This window comes from Haloarcula sp. H-hyl2 (assembly GCF_056934385.1).
Genome location: NZ_JBRIIJ010000002.1, coordinates 193,572 through 213,958 on the forward strand (window position 1 = coordinate 193,572; position 20,387 = coordinate 213,958).

At 67.6% G+C, this 20,387-nt stretch carries 17 protein-coding genes and 1 pseudogene; 9 read left to right on the forward strand and 9 right to left on the reverse strand.

Annotated elements, in window-relative coordinates:
- Positions 1-49: 49 nt before the first annotated feature.
- Entirely contained in the window at positions 50-328 is a 279-nt protein-coding gene (locus tag Hhyl2_RS10670) for a DUF8044 family membrane protein (protein WP_483550763.1), read from the forward strand.
- Position 329: 1 nt separating this feature from the next.
- Here Hhyl2_RS10670 and Hhyl2_RS10675 read toward each other — a convergent pair whose 3' ends face one another.
- Complete coding sequence (locus Hhyl2_RS10675; RefSeq protein WP_483550764.1) at positions 330-1,118, reverse strand: DUF7982 domain-containing protein; 789 nt, start codon at positions 1,116-1,118, stop codon at positions 330-332.
- Between the two features lie 129 nt (positions 1,119-1,247).
- On the opposite strand from Hhyl2_RS10675, the gene Hhyl2_RS10680 reads away from it, so the two are divergent.
- The 4 genes from Hhyl2_RS10680 to Hhyl2_RS10695 all read left to right on the forward strand — a co-directional run bounded on the left by Hhyl2_RS10680 (position 1,248) and on the right by Hhyl2_RS10695 (position 5,695).
- Complete coding sequence (locus Hhyl2_RS10680; RefSeq protein WP_483550765.1) at positions 1,248-2,162, forward strand: DUF1616 domain-containing protein; 915 nt, start codon at positions 1,248-1,250, stop codon at positions 2,160-2,162.
- A gap of 123 nt (positions 2,163-2,285) precedes the next feature.
- Complete coding sequence (locus tag Hhyl2_RS10685; RefSeq protein ID WP_483550766.1) at positions 2,286-3,764, forward strand: lipopolysaccharide biosynthesis protein; 1,479 nt, start codon at positions 2,286-2,288, stop codon at positions 3,762-3,764.
- Between the two features lie 147 nt (positions 3,765-3,911).
- Positions 3,912-5,207: a hypothetical protein gene (locus Hhyl2_RS10690; protein WP_483550767.1), complete on the forward strand. Its 1,296-nt coding sequence runs from the start codon at positions 3,912-3,914 to the stop codon at positions 5,205-5,207.
- Positions 5,208-5,260: 53 nt separating this feature from the next.
- The gene (locus Hhyl2_RS10695; protein ID WP_483550768.1) at positions 5,261-5,695 is read left to right on the forward strand and encodes a cupredoxin domain-containing protein; all 435 of its coding nucleotides are present in this window, start codon (positions 5,261-5,263) and stop codon (positions 5,693-5,695) included.
- 7 nt (positions 5,696-5,702) lie between these two features.
- Here Hhyl2_RS10695 and Hhyl2_RS10700 read toward each other — a convergent pair whose 3' ends face one another.
- Together Hhyl2_RS10700 and Hhyl2_RS10705 are read right to left on the reverse strand one after the other, a co-directional pair.
- Complete coding sequence (locus Hhyl2_RS10700; protein ID WP_483550769.1) at positions 5,703-6,242, reverse strand: metal-dependent hydrolase; 540 nt, start codon at positions 6,240-6,242, stop codon at positions 5,703-5,705.
- Positions 6,243-6,284: 42 nt separating this feature from the next.
- On the reverse strand, positions 6,285-8,060 hold the full coding sequence (locus tag Hhyl2_RS10705; RefSeq protein ID WP_483550770.1) for a glycosyltransferase: 1,776 nt from the start codon (positions 8,058-8,060) through the stop codon (positions 6,285-6,287).
- Between the two features lie 201 nt (positions 8,061-8,261).
- Between Hhyl2_RS10705 and Hhyl2_RS10710 the strand changes: the two genes are divergently transcribed.
- The 3 genes from Hhyl2_RS10710 to Hhyl2_RS10720 all read left to right on the forward strand — a co-directional run bounded on the left by Hhyl2_RS10710 (position 8,262) and on the right by Hhyl2_RS10720 (position 12,955).
- Positions 8,262-8,744: an Lrp/AsnC family transcriptional regulator gene (locus Hhyl2_RS10710; protein WP_483550771.1), complete on the forward strand. Its 483-nt coding sequence runs from the start codon at positions 8,262-8,264 to the stop codon at positions 8,742-8,744.
- 346 nt (positions 8,745-9,090) lie between these two features.
- Positions 9,091-10,578, forward strand: a complete 1,488-nt coding sequence (locus Hhyl2_RS10715) for a proton-conducting transporter transmembrane domain-containing protein (RefSeq protein ID WP_483550772.1) — start codon at positions 9,091-9,093, stop codon at positions 10,576-10,578.
- Positions 10,568-12,955, forward strand: coding sequence for a DUF2309 domain-containing protein (locus Hhyl2_RS10720; RefSeq protein ID WP_483550773.1), 2,388 nt, complete (start codon positions 10,568-10,570; stop codon positions 12,953-12,955). Before Hhyl2_RS10715 ends, Hhyl2_RS10720 begins: the two co-directional genes overlap by 11 nt.
- Before the next feature lie 155 nt (positions 12,956-13,110).
- Here Hhyl2_RS10720 and Hhyl2_RS10725 read toward each other — a convergent pair whose 3' ends face one another.
- The gene (locus Hhyl2_RS10725; protein ID WP_483550774.1) at positions 13,111-13,959 is read right to left on the reverse strand and encodes an alpha/beta fold hydrolase; all 849 of its coding nucleotides are present in this window, start codon (positions 13,957-13,959) and stop codon (positions 13,111-13,113) included.
- A 290-nt stretch (positions 13,960-14,249) separates the two neighbouring features.
- Here Hhyl2_RS10725 and Hhyl2_RS10730 point away from each other — a divergent pair.
- Positions 14,250-14,476, forward strand: a pseudogene (locus Hhyl2_RS10730) (ribonucleotide-diphosphate reductase subunit beta); the annotation flags it as partial.
- On the opposite strand, the gene Hhyl2_RS10735 reads toward Hhyl2_RS10730, so the two are convergent.
- The 5 genes from Hhyl2_RS10735 to Hhyl2_RS10755 form a co-directional block, all read right to left on the reverse strand.
- Entirely contained in the window at positions 14,477-15,670 is a 1,194-nt protein-coding gene (locus Hhyl2_RS10735; RefSeq protein WP_483550775.1) for a cation:proton antiporter, read from the reverse strand. It abuts the pseudogene before it with no gap.
- Positions 15,671-15,764: 94 nt separating this feature from the next.
- Entirely contained in the window at positions 15,765-17,324 is a 1,560-nt protein-coding gene (locus Hhyl2_RS10740; RefSeq protein ID WP_483550776.1) for an ATP-binding protein, read from the reverse strand.
- A 94-nt stretch (positions 17,325-17,418) separates the two neighbouring features.
- Complete coding sequence (uvrB, locus tag Hhyl2_RS10745) at positions 17,419-19,482, reverse strand: excinuclease ABC subunit UvrB (RefSeq protein ID WP_483550777.1); 2,064 nt, start codon at positions 19,480-19,482, stop codon at positions 17,419-17,421.
- A 73-nt stretch (positions 19,483-19,555) separates the two neighbouring features.
- The gene (locus Hhyl2_RS10750; RefSeq protein ID WP_284010743.1) at positions 19,556-19,717 is read right to left on the reverse strand and encodes a C2H2-type zinc finger protein; all 162 of its coding nucleotides are present in this window, start codon (positions 19,715-19,717) and stop codon (positions 19,556-19,558) included.
- 40 nt (positions 19,718-19,757) lie between these two features.
- Positions 19,758-20,369, reverse strand: a complete 612-nt coding sequence (locus tag Hhyl2_RS10755) for a rubrerythrin family protein (protein WP_483550778.1) — start codon at positions 20,367-20,369, stop codon at positions 19,758-19,760.
- Positions 20,370-20,387 lie beyond the last annotated feature (18 nt).

The following is a 20,387-nucleotide window of genomic DNA, read 5'->3' on the forward strand; positions in this document are numbered from 1 at the left end:
TACTGGCGTGGGGCGCCACGTTTTTGCTGGTCGCCGCCCCAGCGGACCTATGCCGACTCGTCGCCAGCGTCGTCTCGTCCGCCTGACCGTCGGGTGGGGACTGCTCGTGATCGTCCTGCTCTCGCTGATCGGGCGACTGAACGGCGCCCACTGGTTCGCCCTGACCCTGCTTGGGTTCCTGGTCGCGATCCAGCGGACCGCGACGCTGCGCGCGACACCGCCCTGGCGGCGCGGGATCCGGTGGCTGTTGCTCGCCGGCTTTACCGTCTTCCTCGTCCTGGTGGCCGTCGACATCTGGGTGACAGGGACGCAACTGCTCGAACCCTGAGTTACTGTCCCTCCGCCGCTGCCCACCGCAGCGACACCTCGAACGCGTAAGCGCGGTTGCCCTCGTCTGGCCGCACTGCCGTCACCTCGACCGGCCGGTCGAGTGCCTCGGCCAGTCCGGTCGCCAGGAACGACGACACCGGATGGTCCACGCGCCGTGGCTGCCCGATCGGGCAGGCACGCACTGCAATCGTCGCGTGTCGCTCCTCGACCGTCGGCGTGGCACCACCCGCGAGTTCGTAGACCGCCGTGAGCGCGTCACAGAGCGCGTCGAGTCGTTCGGCCGGCGAGTCAGCGACTGCATCGACCCCCTGGCCGTCGAAGCGGGCGACCAGTCCCGCAGCGGAGGGGGTGACGACCACGCCATCCGCGTCGGCGTCGTCGACGGTTCGGGCCGCGGCAGCGAGCACGTCCTCGTCGGACACGGGGACGACCAGCTGTGGCCCCCGGTCGCCGGTCGAGGGGACGTAGACGCGCTCGTCCGGGAGGTCCCGCGCCGCGACGAGCGTCTCGACCGTATCCGAGGCGGCGGTGGCAGTGCTCTCGGTGACCGAGAGCGGCAGGTCCCGGCCCTGGACGAGGACGTGGTTCAGGACGCCACCGACGGTCAGGGTCGCCGCGAGCGCCGTCAACACCCGCAGCGTCGGTTCCGTCGGGGGGACCGGAATCCCGATTCCCCCGAGTTCGAATCGAACTGCCAGTCCGGCCAGTCCCAGGACGACCAGCAGCACTGTCACGAGGGACGGTCGCCGGAGTAGCGGCGACCGACCGCCCAGCGCGGTCCTACGCATCCCGACACACCGCCAGTGAGAGACACCGTTCGACCCAGTCCATTCGTGCGGTGGGACGCCACGAACCGACTTAGTCCTGCTGTTGGGTCACCGATAGGGTTTTCATCGCCGCCGGCTGAAGCAATCCCCATGCAGCGGGGGAGAAATCACGCCGACCTGGTCGCTCTCGTCGCCTGGCTCGCGCTCGTCGATCTCGCCGTACTGGTGCCCGCGCTGGCAGCGACGCCGCTCCGACCGGCCCTGGCCCTGCCGTTTCTCTTCGTCGGTCCCGGCTACGCCGTGGTCGCGGCGCTGTTCCCCGAACGGCTGCCGGTGACCGACGTCGCGCGGCGGTTTCCGCTCCTGGGCCGGCTGGTGCTGTCGGTCGGTGCCAGCGTCGGCGCCGTCCTGGCGGTCGGTCTGGTACTCGATTTCACCGTCTTCGGATTCGCGACCGTCCCCGTCCTGGCAGGCGTCACCGTCCTCACGCTCGCCGCGACTGCGGTGGCAGTCCGACGGCGCCGGACCGTCTCCCAGCCTGCCGGCGTCACGTTCGGCGCGGCCCGCGACCGCCTGCGACGAGCGCTCGGTGACAGCCCCCTCGACGTCGCGCTGAGCGGAGTCGTCGTCGTCGCAGTGGTACTCGCGGCGGGGGCCGTCTACGGGATGCCAGCAGCCGACACCACGCCCACCGAGGCGTTCCTGTTGACCCCGGGACCCGACGGCCCAGTCGCCGACGACTACCCCCAGACGCTCCAGCGCGGCCAGCCGACGACGCTGATCCTCGGGGCCGAAAGCGGGACCGACAGCGCGACGCCGGTGACGGCCGTCGTCAGCCTCCAGCGGCTGGACGGCGACGATGGCTCGGTGACGGTCACAGAGGAGACGGTGTTGCGGACGCTCACCTTCGAAGACCCTGCCGGCGGGACCGCCCGCATCCAGCACACGGTGACGCCGACGGTGACCGGCGATCTGCGGCTGACCTACGCGGTGTACTTCGGTGACGGTTCGGCCACCGGACCGCCGGACCAGCAGGTCCACCTCCAGGTGACCGTCACCGAGTGATGGTGATCACTGTGTGATGGCCCGAACCGTACTCTTAAGTGAGCTATCGCCGACCTCGTTGTATGTATCGAGTCGTCGGTGTCGAGGTGACGGCGGGCCGGATGCCAGGGACCTGAGCCGGCTATGGAGGAGAAACGTCCCGGTCCCGAGCCCGTCCGCCCCGCTACCCGGACGGTTCCCCGTCGGTTGAACTTCGCCAGGGCCGGCGGGCTCCTCCTGGGGCTGGAACTGTTCGGGACCGTCGTCGGCTTCCTCAGTACCGTCTACTTCGCGACCGCGCTGGGTGCCCCGCGACTGGGCGTGTTCTTCCTCTTCGAGGCCGTCCTGAGTACGCTGGCGACGTTCGGCGACTTCGGCCTCCGGGGTGCTGTCGAGAAGCGCATCAGCGAGGGAGGCGCACCCGGCGAGATTCTCGGGGCCGCACTCGCGTTGAAGCTCGCACTCATCGGTCTCCTCGGTGTCCTCATCCTGCTGTTCCGTGACCTCATCAACGGCTACGTCGGTGCCGACGTCGCACTCCTGTTAGTCGCGACGACGCTGCTGTACGAACTGTCGACGCTGACCGTCCACGTCCTGCGGGCAGAACTGCGGGCCGACGAGACCGCCCTGCTGTACTTCCTGCGACTGGTCACCTACGTCGCCGTCGCGGTCGTGCTCTTGCAGCTCGATTTCGGCGTGTGGGCGCTGATATACGGCGTCGTCGCTGGCTACGTGGTCCTGCTGGTCGCGGGCGCGGCGCGGATGTCGACCCGGCCCGCGCTGCCGTCCCGGGAACACATCCGGTCGCTCGTCGACTACGCGAAGTTCAACGGTATCTGGGGCCTCGGTGGCCACGTCTACAACACGATGGACCTGCTGGTCATCGGCTTCTTCCTCTCGTCGGCCCACGTCGCGGGGTACGAACTCGCCTGGCGCGTGACGCTGATGACCGCGGTCGTCGGCGGCGTCGTCGCCAACACCGTCTTCGCCCAGATGAGCGCCTGGAGCGCCAGCGGCGAGTTCGAGGAGATACGGACGACACTCCGCGACGGGATGACCGCCGCGCTGTTCCTGGTGATCCCGGCGTTCGCCGGCGTCGCACTGCTCTCGGGGGAACTCCTGGGACTGGTCTTCGGGCCGGAATACGTCCTTGCTGCCGGGGCGTTCGTCGTCCTGATGGGCGAGAAGATCGTCGCGGCGGTCAACGTCGTGCTCGACGCGGCAGTCCGGGCGGTCGACCGCCCCGACATCGGTGCGGGAGCCACCATCGCCTCGCTGACACTGAACGTCGTCCTCAACCTCCTGCTGGTTCCGCGGTACGGGCTGGTCGGCGGCGCCGTCGCCACCGGCCTCGCGATGGTCGTCAACACCGTCGTCCTCGGCGGGTTCCTCCGACGGATCGTCCCGGTGGAGTTCGCACTGGGCGATATCGGCTGGAGTGTCGGCGCCGCGGGCGCGATGGCCGGCGTCCTGGTCGCCCTCGACACGGTAGTCCCCGTGACGACGCTCCCACGTCTGCTGGGCCACGTGTTCCTGGGCGGGGTCGTCTATCTCGGTGTCGTCCTGCTCTCGCCGTCATTCCGCGGGAAGCTCCGTGCGAACGTCGCACGTTTCGGCAAGTGAGTACCGAGAGATGCCGGGACGGAGCCCACGGGAAGGTAGCAGTATTATACGCCCGTAGCGACACTATCTGGTGATGAAGCCGCAACTGTCCCGGAGACAGGAATCGACGAGCCCTCCGAACGGGGATCTACGTGGTAGGGAACACGGATGACCCAGAACCACGGCTACAACACGCCGGAACGGGGGACCAGGGACTGGGACCGGCTCCTCAACGAGAACTTCGAGCAACTGGACAGGGACGTCGAGATCCGCGACCGGGAGTCCCGGCGAAACGAGTACGCACCCGACGAGGGCACGAAGTTCCTCGCGACGGACACGGGTCGGATCTATCTCGGCACCGGATCGAACTGGGAGCGGCTGGGCGGCGATGCAACCCCCCACCCGGAGGCCCCCATCCTCGACGGCTCGGTCGGCGTCTTCACCCGCGACGCTGGCGGGCCGGCGTACATCGACCCCGAGGAGACGTCGACACCTGTCGGTGACGCGATCGAGGTACTCGACGACGGCGGCGGTGGAGAGATCCGCCTGCCGCCACGGATCGTCGGCGACGACGGCCCGATCCGCCCGGTCTCGAACACGTCTATCGTCGGGTACGGCGCGTCGTACTCCGGTATCGCGATCAGGGACCGGAACACCGACGGGATTCGATTCGACCGCCGTGACGGCGTCAGCCAGGTCTCCCTGGACCGGTTCACCCTGAACGGCCCGGGTCTCAGCAGGCCATCGGGCGTCGCCATTCACCACAGGCGTGGGAACGTCCAGGACCTCCAGATCGGCCATCTGGTCTGCTGGGGATGGAACAACACGGTCTATCGCGTCGAGAAGGACGTGGGGCCCTTCCAGTGTCGGCATGGCCAGTTGACACTCTACGACTGTGACGCGGGCGACCACGACGGGCTCTTCGAGTTCCGATCCGACTTCGGCCCTGCCAACTGGTTCGGAACGATCGCGGCCTACCCGCGCAGCGGGACCAGCGGCCGGGGTTCGACGGTCTTCCACACCCGGGGCGGGACACAGACCGTCGAGTACATCACCGTCGGCGGGAGCGCCGGCACGGTCGTCGACCAGCGTCAGGGGAGCCACCTCGCCGTCGAGCACGTCCACTGGGAGCCGACCGACCAGCCGTCACGCCCCGACACCATCGTCCGCCTGTCGGGCTGGAACCCCGGCCAGGTCGGCAGCGTCAAACACGTCACCGGGACCGCCGACTACGCCTACGAGATCGACGCTGACGGCGGCCCCCCTCGACAGAAGTCGATCGGCACCTACACGACCGCGACCAGCCAGCCACGGCTCCGGGAGAACGTCGTCAACCTGGCTGCACCGTGTGACCGGGCCAACCCCTCGTTCTACGTCGGTACGGCCGACGATGTCGACGTCACCCACGGCAGTCAGCAGGCCGGCGGACTGCGTGCGCTGGGCGGTGCCGGCGTCGGCCTCTAGGGAGGTCCTACCGGCAGAGACATCCTTATTTCCGCTGGGACCAAGATAACAGTATGCAACGACGGACGATGTTGAAGCTGGTCGGCGCTACCGCCGTCGGTCTGGCGGGCTGTTCGGGGTCGACGGGGACGCCGACCGAGGCGCCCATGACAGCGACGGCAGGACCGAGCGAGACCCGTGTCGACATGACGGACGATCTGAAGTTCGTCCCCGAGACGGTCGAAATCGCGGTCGGCGACACCGTCGTCTGGGAGACAGTCGGCTCTGTCGCACACAGCGTCACGGCCTACGAGGCCGACCTCCCGGAGGGCGCCGCGTTCTTCGCCTCCGGCGACTTCGATACCGAGTCGGCCGCGCGACAGGCCTACCCTGAGGGGAGTGTCGGCGCCGGCGAGACGTACTCGCATACCTTCGAGACGAGCGGCGAGTACCCGTACTTCTGTATCCCACACGAGTCCGGCATGGTCGGGACGGTCGTCGTCGAGTAACGGTCGCTTATCCGCCGCCGTGCGACCGTGGTCGTCGCCACCACGGTGCCCGGGCGAAGTGGACTAGCAGGACAACGAGTCCAAGCGTCGCGACCGCCGACTGTGCCAGCAGCGACGTGGTCAGCTCGACCTGGAGTGCGAAATCGAGGAAGCCGCTGAACTCGTCGTAGGGGTAGGGCGGCAACACGGGCCACAGCAGGAAGGTGAGTTCCTCGGTGCGCCAGTACAGCAGCGCCAGGTAGGTATCACCCAGAAGGTGACTCGCGTACCCCAGCGCGAACGGCAGGGAGAGCTCCCCGCGTCCGTAGTGGCGAGCGACGACGACGACCAACACGACGAGGGGAATCGCGAACAGCAGCGAATGTGCCAGCGACCGTCCCGACGGGATGACGCCAAACCACCAGAACAGTGGTTTGTCGATCACGTCGGCGAACTGGGTCCCGACCGCGAGCGAGAGCAGTTCGGCCCTGGAGACACTCCGTCGCATGACGACCGCGACGGCGACGAAGAGGACGTAGCCGAATGCGAGATGCGTCCAGGGAAGCATGGGGTATCAGTAGGGGAGACAGCGGCTTGAACTCGCCGGACACTACGTTCGAAACTGCCTGAACGTGGGGTGCGTGTTCAGGACGTGCATCAGGATGGCGGCGAAACAGAGCAACAGCCCGCCGAGTGCGAACAGCACGCTCGTGGCCGCCTGGACCGGGGCGAGGATCCCGTCCTGAAGGTACTGCGTGGTCAGGAAGACGGTGACGAGGACGCCCATGATCATGCTCACGAGGCCCGGCAGACCGACGATCAACAGCGGGCGACCGTACTCGATGGTCCAGACGATGTTCCGGACCAGGTCCAGGCCATGCGAGAGCGCGCCCTGCGTGCTGCTCTCCTCGACGTCGTAGTAGATCGTCGTTCCGACCTCGGTGATGCTGAGGCGCTTCCGGTGGGCGTGATAGAGGATGTCCGTGCTCGCGCCCATGTTCTCGCCGATCGCGTCGTCGTCGGCGAGCGAGCGGATCGCCCGACGGTTGTAGGCCCGGTAGCCGCTCTGGGTATCGCGGATCCACCCGCTCGGGCGGAGTTTGCCCAGACTCACGTTCGTCAGATGGTTGATGACCGCCAGGCCGAGCGAGCGGACGAACGGGACCCTGGTCCGGGAGCCCGAAGCGTACCGACTCCCGATGACGATGTCGGCGTCCTCCCGGTCCTGTGCCGCGACGAGCATCGGGATGTCGGCGGGGTCGTGTTGCCCGTCGGCGTCGATGACGACGAGATGCGCGGCGTTGCGGGCATCGGCCTCCCTGAACGCCGTCTTGAGCGCGCCGCCATACCCCCGGTTGACATCGTGGACGACGACGGTCGCGCCGGCCTCGCGAGCGATGGCGGCCGTGTCATCGCGGCTGCCGTCGTCGACGACGACGACCTCGTCTGCGAATCCGGCGGCCTGTTCGACGACGGTCCCGATGCTGTGTTCGGCGTTGTAGGCCGGGATGGCGACGACGACAGACGGACCCTCGGTCGGGCGGGTCCAGTCTTCGGGAATCGCGACGACCTCGAAATCACTCCGTTCGAGCGCCGAGAGGGTTCGTTCGTAGTCGATCCGCGGACACTCGCGAGTCTGGAGGACGATCCCCGGAAGCCCCCGTTCGCGTGCCGCCGCCGAGAGCGTTCGGTGGCGGTCCGCCATCGTCGCGTTTCTCGACTCGGGGTCGACGACCGTCACGCCCAGCGAGGCGACAGCGTCGAGCGCCTCGGAGTCGGTCGAGTCCTCGGTGTAGGTCAGCACGACGGGATGGCCGCGCTGTTTCGCTCGCAGGACTGTCCGGTAGACCGCATCCTCGTTGGCCCCGGTGAGGACGATGCCGATGGCCGGCCTGGCGTGTGTACCGGTGACGGCCTCGTCCAGTCGAACGAGGGGTGTCCCCCGTTCGATGCCGTCGGGGGGCGAGGTCGATTCGGCGACGGTGAGGGGGACCGTCGACCCGTCGGCCCGTTCCCACAGCACGACCGTCTGGCGGAACTGCGCTGCCGCCGTCGTCAGCGACGTGACCCGGTCCAGGGTCGCCTCGGGGAGCGTCTCGGGTCCGCCGGCGAGCAGGTACGCGACGGTTACCGACTCGCCCGGATCGAGCGCACGCTCGACGACGAGGCGACCGTCGCTGTAGGTCGTCCTGTCGATCCGGTCGGGAACCCGGGCCGGGTCCACGAGAAACTGCCGTGCCGGGACCCGGTCGGCCAGTCGAACCAGCGCGGTTCCGTCACGCGACGAACGGAGTGTCAGCGTCACCATCCGAGCGCCACCAGCGGCGTCGCTCACCGTCTTGGTCGTCGAGATACCGTCTTGCTGGTGTACTTGTGTCTCTCCCATCTGCTTACCTACCGGTCGACCCTGTGTTACGTCTAGACGGAGGGCTGCAAACGGCAAGTAAGTATCTGTTTCCGCAACTATCGGCTCGGTAATGCTATCGTACTGACGGCGGCGTCAGCAGCCGGCCCGTGTCAGCGGTCGGCTCCGGCGGTAATGCGCTGGGAGCCGAAAGCATTTGTCGCCGACGTGTGACGTGCCAGTATGGCCGACGACGAGATCGACGACGTGGACAGGGCGATCCTCCACGCGCTCCAGGAGGACGCGCGGAACATGTCGTCGGGCGACATCGCCGAACGGACCGGGACCTCCGGGAGCACGGTTCGCAAGCGGATCCAGCGCCTCGAATCCGACGGCGTCATCAAAGGATACAGTGCCGAGGTCGACTATCAGAAATCGGGGTATCCGCTCCGGATGTTGCTCTTCTGTACCGCCTCTATCCCGGAGCGTGGCGACCTCATCCCGGAGATTCTCGCCATCGACGGTGTCGTCTCCGTCCAGGAACTGGTCACCGGCGAACAGAACCTGCTGGTCACCGCCGTCGGGGAGTCCGACAGCGACATCACGCCGGTCGCACAGGAGCTGCTGGACATGGGGCTGACGGTGGCCGACGAAGTGCTCGTCCGGAGCCACGAGTCGAAACCGTTCGGCGAGTTCGTCTCGGAGTCGAAGTCCGACCCCGACTAGAGGTGCGAACACCCCTGAGACATCCGCGTCAGCGATCGCTCCGTTCGTTTCTGGGTCGTATTCGAACAGCCCGGTAGCTGATCGAGCGTCCATCCGCGCCCTGCTCGCACACCTGTCGAGTACTACCATCGAGCAGTATCGCCGGCGCTGCCGGCGGCAAGGGCGGCAGCGGCAGGTATTGCACAACGAGTAGTCTCGAAACCATAATGTTCTATAATACTGTTTTTTGGAACAGATTGGTAACTTAGTAAGCTTTAATGCACAGTTTGTTCGTATAGCGAGTGAAGTCGATCAGCAACCATCGTGGGCTTCGGCCCACGCGGGAACCTGTCGACAGACACCAACGATGACAGAACAGGACCACACGACGACCGTAGGACAGCTCCCGGAGACGACGGAATCGACGCCGTTCACCCCCAGGGTGCTCACGCGAGCCGTCTGGCTCCTGTGGGTGGCGAGTCTGGGCGCGCTGGCCGCCCGGCTCCTGGGCCAGGGACCGTGGACGCTGGACGGCCTCGTCGCCGTGGACGGCCTGACAGTGTTGCTGTGGGTCGTCGTGACCTTCTTCAGTGGGATCGTCCACAGCTACTCGACCCGCTACATGGCGGGCGACAGGCATCTCGGCCGGTTCTTCACGCGTGTGTTCGGCTTCACGCTGGCCGTGATGGCCCTGGTGGCCGCCGACCACGTCGCCCTGTTCGGCGCCGCCTGGCTGGCGATGGGGCTGGCGATGGCGAGCCTCATCGGCCACGAGCAGGGGTGGCAACAGGCCCAGGCCGCGGCCTCGCTGGCCCGCAAGTACTTCCTGGCAAGCAGCGCACTCCTGGCGGTCGCGCTGGCCGCGTTGTGGTCGGCCACGGGCGCTACCACGGTCTCGGGCATCCTGGCGGCCACGGATACCATCCCACAGACGACCTGGCTCGTGGCGGTCACCGCGCTGGTCGGCGCGGCGCTGATCCAGTCCGCACTGCTCCCGTTCCACGCCTGGCTCCTCTCGTCGATGACGGCGCCGACACCCGCGTCTGCGCTGATGCACGCCGGGTTCGTCAACGCCGGCGGCGTCCTGCTACTCCGCTTCGCTCCCGTCGTCACGCTGGACCCGGCGGTCATGCTGGCTATCGTCCTAGTCGGCGCGACGAGCGCGCTCGGTGGAAAGCTCCTGAAGACCGTCCAGACCGACGTCAAGTCCAAACTGGGCTGTTCGACCGTCGGCCAGATGGGGTTCATGCTCCTCCAGGCCGGCCTCGGGTTCTTCGGTGCCGCCATCACCCACCTCGTCCTACACGGGTTCTACAAGGCCTACCAGTTCCTCTCCTCGGGGAGCCAGGTCGAACGGACCGAACCGAAGACGACGAAACAACCGACGAGCCACAGCGCGCTCGACGTCGCCGTGACCGCCGTGACCGCCCTCGCGGGCGGCGCGCTGTTCGCGGTCCTCACCGGCAAGGGGACGAGCCTCGACACCGGCCTCCTGCTGGCCGGTCTCGTCACGCTGACGACGCTCCACGCGACCTACAGCGCCGTCCGCTCGCGGGCGGTGCCCGCGACGGTCCGCTACGTGGTGGCCCCGCTGACCTTCCTGGTCGCGATCACCGTCTACGCGGCGGCCTACACCGCCGTCTCCCACGTGCTCGCGCCACTCCCGGCGTCGTCCGTGCCGGCCGAACTGACGGTCGTCCACGGCGTCGTGGCCCTCGCGTTCGGGATCGCCTACGTCGCCATCGAGACCGGCGTCTACAAGCAGAGCGAGCGCCTCTACGTCGCGCTCCTGAACGCCGCACAGCCCGCGTCTGGAACCCTGCTGACTGCAACGGAGGACTACAATGAGTACTGACCCTGCGATCCGTGAGAGTATCGACCGCGCAGCGACTCCCGTCGGCCGGGCCTGGCCGCTCCACTCGTTCGTGACTGCCAACCCCCTCGAAGGCTTCGAAGACGAGCCGTTCCCGGCAGCGGTCAAAGCGGCAGCCGACCGCTTCGGCGGCAACGGCTACCCGAGCGCCGACGTGTTCGAGGCGGCCTGGGAGAACGGTCGGATCGACACCGAGAGACTGACGAACGAACTCGCCGAGCGGGGCTACGAGTCGGATCCCGAGACGACGCTCCGGTACCTGGAGCAGTCGGCCGCGTCGGCACCCGAAGAAGATCCGGAGACGCCGACGGAGCACGTCGACGCCGTGCTGGCGAAGTGGCTCGCGGCCTTCCTCGACGAGGGGGCCGCGACCTGGTCGATGCCGAACCGCGAGGACGGCTTCTACACGGCCTTCCGCTCGGTCGCGAAACACGACGGCCAGCTCCCCGACACCGACGTCGTCGCCGACCTGCCGTCGGACCCGCTGGACGCGATCCACCAGCTCCTCGCGGACATCCGTCCCGGCGAGTGGGAGGACATCTTCGAGCACCACCTGACCGCGCTGCCGGGCTGGACCGGCTACATCAAGCAGCGCGCCGACGACGGCGGCGAGTGGCAGTCGACCCACCCCGTCACGCTGGAAGGGTACCTTGCCGCACGCTTGGCACTGGTCGAGGCCTTCGACGCGCCGCTCGCGCCCGAATCGGACGACGAGTCCGACGAGACCGAGGACTCCGTGGCAGTCGCCGAGGCCTGGCTGAGCGCCTGGGAGGCGACCTACCGCTCGGAACTGGTCGAGACGGTCGCGGACGCGGGTGCGACCTACGAACGTGACGACGGCCGTCCGGACGCCCAGTTCGTCTTCTGCATCGACACGCGTTCGGAGGTCATCCGCCGCCACATCGAGACTGCGGGCGACTACGAGACCCACGGCTACGCGGGCTTTTTCGGCATCCCGATGCGCTACCAGGGGTACGACTCGGACGTGGCCACCGACGCGTGCCCGCCGATCCTCGACCCCCAGCACCGCATCACCGACCGCCCGGCGAACGACGACGAGAAACAGGCGGCACACGACCGCTGGCAGGGGACGCTCGGCGCCGGGAAGAGTGTCCTCAAGTCGCTGAAGTCCAACGCCGCCACGGCGTTCAGCTTCGTCGAGAGTTCGGGTGCCGGCTACGGCGCCGCACTGGCCGCGCGGACGCTCCTCCCCGGTCGTGTCTTCGACGCGCTCGACGCCGCCGACACGGCCCCCAACGACCACGAGTTCTGTGAGCCCCAGGTCGACTACAACCCCGACGCGATCAGTGCGCTCCGCGAGGGGCTCACCCACGAGGAGAAGGTCGAGTACGCCGCCACCGCGTTCGACCTGATGGGCTGGGAGCAGTTCGCCCGCGTCGTCGTCTTCGCCGGTCACGCGAGCCAGACCGCCAACAACCCCTACGACGCGAGTCTGGACTGTGGGGCCTGTGCCGGCAACCCCGGCGGCCCGAGCGCACGCGTCCTCGCGGCGATCTGTAACGACGACGAGGTCAAGGCGGCGCTCCGCGAGCGCGGACACGACATCCCCGAGGACACCGTCTTCGTCGCCGGCGAGCACAACACGACCACCGACGAGGTGACCCTGTACGACGAGCACGTGCCCACGAGCCACGCCGACGACCTCGCACAGCTCCAGGCCGACCTGGAGACCGCCCGTGCCGGTGCCACCGCCGAACGCACCGACGAGGGCGTCCGCGAGACCGAGCGCCGCGCGGCCGACTGGGCCGAGACCCGCCCCGAGTGGGGGCTGGCCGGCAACGCCGCGTTCGTGATCGGGCCGCGCGCACTCACGGAGGACGTCGACCTCGACGGCCGCTCGTTCCTCCACTCCTACGACTGGAGGACCGACCCGGACGGCGAGGCCCTGGCAGCCATCGTGGCCGGCCCGATGGTCGTCACCCAGTGGATCAACACCCAGTACTACTTCTCGACGGTCGACAACGCCGTCTACGGCAGTGGGTCGAAGATCACGCAGAACCCGGTCGGCAACGTCGGCGTCTACCAGGGCAACGGCGGCGACCTGATGACCGGCCTCCCCCTGCAGTCGGTGCTGGCGGCCGACGACGAACCGTACCACCAGCCCCTGCGCCTCTCGACGGTGATCCACGCGCCCGTCGAGCGCGTGACCGACGTCCTCGCCGAGAACGAGGAGGTCGCAGAACTGCTGGACAACGGCTGGCTCGCGCTCACCGTCGTCGACCCCGAACAGGATCATCGCGCGTTCCACTACGACGGCGACCTCGAATGGGACCCCGTCCACGAGGTCGAGCCCGCAGCTGTCACGCCAGAGACGGCGCCCCAGACCGCCGACGACTAGGCCGCCACCCCGTTTCTGTCCCACAGCGTCCTCGTTCCGTCCGGCGCTGTGGCCGCTCGATCGCGCCGAACACCCGATTCGATATCGCGGATACCGGTTTATCGATGTGAGCGGATCGGACTCCCGAGAACTGTACCACGATACCCGAGACGGCCTCACTCACCCGGTACCGCCGCTCGAACGTGCTCGGCGACGACGTCGGGATTCTCACGCGGTGCCCAGTGGGCACAGTCCTCGAAGACCCGGAGCGACGCGTCGGGGATCCGGTCGGCCGCCCGCTGTGCCCACTCGACGGGGAACAGTTCGTCGTGTGCCCCGTGGGCGAGTCTGACCGGAACCCTCACCCTCTCGAAGCGGTCGAGGAAGGTCGTCCGGTAGCCCGAACTGGTGACCTCCGCCTCACGGAAGCGGCGGAAGGCCACACCGGCCGTCGGCCGCTGGACCTCCTCGTAGACGGCATCCACGGCCTCGGCCGACAGCGCGTCGAGATCGTGGACGATACCGTCCAGACTGACCCTGGTGAACCGCCTGCTGCGCCGGAACAGTGCGACTGCGACCCGGTTGAACAGTTGGACCTGGGCGAGCAGAGAGGAGAGCCGACCGTTCGGCAGGTCAGCACCGAGGCCGTAGGCGTCGATGGGAACGAGCATCGAGACGAGGCCCGGTCGGTCGAGGGCGACCTGGATGGCGATGCCCCCTCCCATAGAGTGCCCGACGAGCGATACGTTCTCCAGCCCCAGTTCGTCCAGGAACCCGGCGACGACTGTGGCATGGCGATCGATCGAGTAGGGTCCGCCGGCGAGGTCGCTCTCGCCGTACCCCAAGAGGTCGGGGGCGACGACGTGGAACTCGGGCGCGAGGCGCTCGACGACCGGCGGCCAGGTGACTCCCGCCGCGTCGATGATGCCCCCGTGGAGCAGGACGACAGCACGGTCGGCGTCGTCCCCCGCTTCGAGATAGTGGATCGTACTTCCGTCGACAGTGACGGTCCCGTCGGAGACCATGCCGACCGGTCGCGGGCCAGCCACAGAAGCGTTTGGGCGTGGAAGACCCATTCGCAGGCATCTGAACACGGATTGCAGCGAAATCAGCGAACAGAGGGCCGTTCGACCCGATCGGCGCAGGCCGAGTGAAACTACCACGAGTGTCTCGATAAATCATATGCCGCGATATCAAATCTGTCGAGACGCCGCCAGCGGTGTCCCCAGCAGACATCAGATCGCCCTCGGCCGCCCAATACAATCACACTTGTCCTACACAAACTGAGTTGGACAAAGTTTATCCCAGTCGCGTCAAGTACATCATGCGCGACGAGTCGCTGCACGTCGGCTTCGGCGTCGACCTGATCGACGCCATCCGGCGAGAGCACTCCGGCGGCTGGGCCAGCTCGATCTGGGCCCGAGCTACGGGACGGCCAACCCCTTCCCGTGGATGAGCGAGGCTGTCGACCTCAACAGGGAGAAGAACTTCTTCGAGACACAGGTCACGGAGTACCAGAGCGGCGGCTCGCTGGACTGGTGATCAGCCCGGGCGGTCCGTGAGTCGCTCGACGGCATCGGTGACGGTGTCGGCCCGCTGGATGAGCAGCGGGCCGAGCGTGCTCATCACGAGGACGTACCCGACGGTGAACGCCGGCAACACGGTGGCGAGTCGGCCGCCGAGTCCGACCCCGAGTGCGGCAAGCACCAGCGAGAACTCCCCGCGGGGGACGAGTCCGATGCCGAGTCGGAGCGAGCGCCGCCGGTCGAGGCCGTAGATGCCCCCCGAGAGGACGCCGGTGAGGAGCTTGCTCGCCGTCGTCACGGCGACAGCGACCCCGACCAGGGCTGCGACGCCCGACAGCACCGTGACGTCGGTCGTCAGGCCGATGCTGAAGAAGAAGACGGCGGCAAAGAGGTCCCGCGCCGGCGCGACGACGTACTCGACGCGGTCGACGTGGCGGGTCTGGCCGATCCCGGTCCCCAGGAAGAACGCGGCGACGGGTTCGCTGACGCCGACGACGAGGGCCGCCCCGGCGACCAGGGTCGTCGCGCCGACGATCCGCAGGAGGAACAGTTCGTTCGAGGTCGTCCCGAACAGTCGGTCGAGCCAGGTCACACCGTACCAGGCGACGACGGTGAGCACTCCGAGGAAGACGGCCGCTGTCAGCACGGAGAGCGCGGCCGTCTGGACGCCCCCGCCGACGACGACCGCCCCCAGGATGGCAAGGTAGACCGCGATGAGGACGTCCTCGAAGACGAGCGTCCCGAGGATCGGGCCGCTCTCGGGGTCGGCGATCCAGCCCGCGTCGACGATGGACTTCGTGACGACCGCACTGGAGGTGGTGTAGACGACGCCGGCCAGGAACAGCGTCTCGACGAGCGTCCAGCCCAGGAGCGCCCCGAGCGCGACGCCGGCGCCGAAGTTGACGACGAAGTCGATCGTCCCGATAGCTGTGATGCGCCGGCGGTCCGCGAGCAACTGGGTGACGCTGAACTCCAGTCCCAGGAAGAACAGCAGGAAGATGACCCCCAGTTGCGAGAGGACCTGGACGAGTTCGCGATTCTCGACGATGGTTACCGGAATGCCAAGGAGGGACTGGGGGGTACTGGGACCGATGACGATCCCGACGACGATGTACGCGGGGACGACCGAGACCCCGTACCTGATCGCCAGCGTGCCCGCGGCTGCGAGTGCCGTCAGCGCGATGCCGACCTCCAGTAGCGGAGGGACCATCTCAGTCGTCGCGTCGGCCGTTTGCGTCCGGTTCGTTCCTGCAGTCGGTCATACGACCAGGAGGAACCACGAACCGATAAAGCTCGGCCCCGGCTCAGCTGTCGGCGAGGACCTGGTGTGTCCCGAGCCAGTAGAGGCCCGCAAGCGAAACCCCCCAGAGCAGGTGGCCGAGCAACGCGGAAGCGGTGAGGTTCGGCAACGACGCCGCGATACCCAGCGCCGAGAGCCACAGCGGCATCACGATGCCGGCCGCCACGAGCCACAGGGCCAGCGACCACGCGACCGCGACGCCGAGATACCGCACAGGGTCGCCGTAAACAGACGGTACACCAGCGACCAGCGCACCGTAGACGAGCCCGAAGACGATACTGTGGAACTCGTGGGTGATCCAGCCGACCCAGAGGTTCGTGACGCCGTAGAGTGCGCCGATGACCGGGACGCTCCCGGCCAGTAGCTGCAGTGGAACCGCCATCACTGCACCGGCAAGCAGCGACGCCCCTACCGCGACGAGGATGCGTCTGGGGGCGATGCCATAGACCGTCTCGGCCGCCACGTCGGGACGCTCGCCAGCGTCGGTCACACGCGGGAGTGTTATCTCGACGACGGTCCCGTCGTCGGTGACTGTCGCGTCCGTGGTGCCGCCGTAACTGTCGACGAGCAGGCGGGCCAGATCCAGGCCGAACCCGGTCGACCGGTCGTCGTACTGGCCGATCGCGCCGCGTTCGAGCAGGTCGCGCTGGCGGCCGGGTAACCCCGGGCCGTTGTCGGCGACGGCGAGGCGGACCGTCTCCTCGGTCGCCGAGAGCGACACCGAGACGCTGGGCGTCGCGGCGTCGCTGTAGACGACGGCGTTCTCGACGAGGTGTTCGACGACGTCTCCGAGCAGTTGGTTGGCGGGCACGGACAGGTCGCTGGCTCCGTCGAGCGAGACGGTGTACTCCGCGTCCGGATAGTCCACGCTGACACGCTGAACTGCGCGCTCGACGACAGGCGCGACCACGACCGGTTCGAGCGGTGTCCCGGACCGGCCGTTCCGGGTGATGTGTTTCATGTTCTCGACGGTCTCCTGGACGGTGTCCGAACGGTCGCTGATGACACCGAGGGTCTGGTCTTCCGGAACGTCCGACCGTTCGAGTGCGACCTCCGAACGCCCCCTGATGACCGTCAGCGCATTCAGGACGCGGTCACGGAGGATTCGATTCACCATGTCCAGACGCGCCGTCTGTTGCTCGAGTTCGCGTTGCTGCCGGTTCGCTCGACCTGCGTAGACGCCGATGAACGCGCCGCCGACGCTGCCGCCGATGAGGAAGTTCGAGAGGTAGGTCTGTGACTCGGTCGACGCCATCGCCCCCATCCCGCTGTTTCCCACGAGGGTCAGAACGACGAGGACGAGCATCCCGGCGGTCCCTGCCAGCGACCACAGCGTGACTGTCCGGACGAACTGACCCTCGAACTCACCGACTGCCAGGGCGATGCCGAACGCCGAGAGCCCCAGTCCCAGCACGAGGGGCCCGACGCCTGCGACGACGAACTGCATCGGATCGTCGGCCGCCGCGAGTGTGACGGTGAAGCGTGTCAGGAGAAATCCCAGTGCCGCGACGACCAGCCCGGCCGGCGAGAGCCGGCGTGTCACTCCGACGGATAGGTCTCTCATGGGACGTCCACGACGGTTCGACCCCGCGGATACGCTGTGTTTGCGGGCGTGGTCCAAAACAGTTGCCCGGATTCCCGAACAGACGCCCGGCCGCTCAGAACTCCGGTCCGGGTGCCGGCACGCCGCCATCCTCGTCCGCATCGCCGTCGAGGTCGAACTCCTCGCGGAGTTCGCGGATCCGGTCGCGGATGTCCGCGGCCAGTTCGAACTCCAGATTGTTGGCGGCCTCCGCCATGCGCTCCTGGAGCTGGTCGACGCGGCGAGCGGCCGCGTCGGCGTCCGCCGGCCCCTCGCCGGCCACGTCGCTCGTGTCTGTCTTGCTGCCGGGGAGGTTCGTCTCGCCGACTTCCTTCTCGATGGTCGTCGGTTCGAAGCCGTGGTCCTCGTTGTACTGCTCCTGGATGCGACGGCGGCGCTGGGTCTCCTCGATGGCCGACTGCATCGCGTCGCTGGTCTCGTCGGCATAGAGGACGACTTCGCCGTTGACGTTGCGGGCTGCCCGGCCCATCGTCTGGACGAGCGTCGTCTCCGAGCGCAGGAACCCTTCCTGGTCGGCGTCGAGGATTGCGACCAGGGACACCTCTGGGATGTCAAGTCCCTCCCGGAGGAGGTTGATACCGACGAGCACGTCGATCTCGCCCAGGCGGAGCGAGCGGACGAGTTCGTGGCGTTCGAGCGTGTCCGTCTCGTCGTGCATGTAGGCGACGTCGACGCCGGCCTCCTCCAGGTACTCGGTGAGGTCCTCGGCCATCCGCTTCGTCAGCGTCGTCACCAGGACCCGCTCGTCGCGTGCGGTACGCTCGTCGATGCGCTCCATGAGGTCGTCGACCTGGCCGCTGGCGTCGGCGACTTCCACGGCCGGATCGACCAGGTGGGTCGGCCGGACGATCTGTTCGACGACCTGCTGGCTGTGCTCGCGCTCGTAGTCGCCCGGTGTCGCCGAGACGTACAGCGTCCGGTCGGTCTTCGCCTCGAACTCCTCGAAGGTCAGCGGCCGGTTGTCGAAGGCCGTCGGCAGGCGGAAGCCGTTCTCGACGAGGCTCTCCTTGCGCGATTTGTCGCCGGCGAACTGCCCGCGGATCTGTGGGAGGGTCTGGTGGGACTCGTCGACGACGGTGAGGAAGCCGTCGGGGAAGTAATCTAACAGTGTGTATGGGGCTTCGCCGCTCTCCCGGTCCGAGAGGTGGACCGAGTAGTTCTCGATACCCGAACAGTAGCCCGTCTCCTGCATCATCTCGATGTCGAAGGTGGTCCGCTCCTCGATTCGCTGGGCGGCGACGTGGTCGCCCTGGCGCTCGAAGTAGCGGATGCGGTCGTCGAGTAGCTCCTCGATCTCCTCGATCGCCCGTTCGAGCCGTTGCTCGGGGATCGAGTAGTGTTCAGCCGGGTGGATCAGCGCGGCCGGTTCCTCGCTTTTTACCTCACCCTCCAGCGGGTCGACCTTCAGCATCCGGTCGATCTCGTCGCCCCAGAACTCCACGCGGATCGCGTAGCGGCCGTACATCGGGTAGATTTCGAGGGTGTCCCCGCGCACGCGGAAGGTTCCCTGCGTGAAGTCGACGTCGTTGCGCTCGTAGTTCAGGTCCACGAGCCGGGCCAGCACCTCGTCGCGGTCGATCTGCTGGCCGACCTCAAGCGAGAGGGACATGTCGACGTAGTTGCGCGGGTCACCCAGCCCGTAGATGGCCGAGACACTCGCGACGACGATGACGTCGTCCCGGGTCAGCAACGACCGCGTCGCGGAGTGGCGCAGGCGGTCGATCTCGTCGTTGATCGAGGCGTCCTTGTCGATGAACGTGTCCGTCTGCTCGACGTAGGCCTCCGGTTGATAGTAGTCGTAGTAGCTGACGAAGTACTCGACGGCGTTGTCCGGGAAGAGGTTCCGGAACTCCTCGTACAACTGCGCAGCGAGGGTCTTGTTGTGGGCGATGACCAGCGTCGGCTGCTGGATCTCCTCGACGACCCAGGAGACGGTGTTGGTCTTGCCCGATCCCGTGACACCCAGCAGGGTCTGTCTATCCATCCCCTGCCGGTAGCCGTCGGCCAACTGCTCGATGGCGTCGGGCTGGTCGCCGGCCGGGTCGAAGGGTGCGTCGACCCGGAACTCGCTGTCTGCGTCCGGACGGTCGATCGAGAGGGGGCCTCCGGCGTCGCTCATTACGAGAGGATAGGGTCCAACGGACTTGAGCGGCGTGGTTGGGCCGGTCGTTCCGACGGAAGCGAGGGACGGATTACGGTTCCTGGACGTCGAACGGCAGGTCGTCGGGGTCCTCGACGACCAGCCACCACTTCTCGTTACCGTCGGCGTGTCGTCGCTCGGTATGCGTTCGCAGTCCCTCGAAGCCGTCGAAATCTCGCCCACAGATGTGACAGCGGTAGTGGTGTTTGGGCATGGCCCAGCGGTCGCGGAGCGACGGGATAGTTAGGCGGGGCCTAGCAGACCGGCTTCGGGTTGACGCCCAGGTCCTCCAGCGTCTCGACGTACTCGTCGTAGGCCGCTTCGACGACGTCGATAGCCGCATCCTGAGCACTCTCCCAGTCGCCCTCGTCCGCACAGACGGCCTCCAGCAACTCGCCGGCCTCGCCGCGGAGGTCCTCGACGTCGCTGCCGGCGCTCCGGTAGGTGCTTGCAGTCTGTGGGTCGGCCTGACCGGTGAAGAAGCCAGTGAGCTGTTCCTTGACCTTCTTGTCGACGAGCGTCCAGCCGACGAGCCCGCCCAGTCGCTCGACGGTCCCGTCCAGTTGGGCGAGGACGTCGTAGACGGCGAACTCGCGGTCGGCGGGCTCGCTGCCGGTCGCGTCCAGACGGTCCGCGGCGCCGGCCGCGGCGTCGGCGAACAGCGCTGCTGCGTCGTCGTTGTCGTCATCGCCCCATGCGTCGAACGTCTCCTGGGCGGCCTGCTCGCGTGCAGCCGCAGCCGCGGTGACGGTCTCGGGGTCCATCTCGCCGCGTGTGTCGGCGTACAGCATCTTCGAGGAGCCCAGCCGCGAGAGCTCTGTCTGCTGGTCGTCACGCACTGCCTCGATGAGGTCGTCGGCGTTCATACCGCCATCTGCACGCGG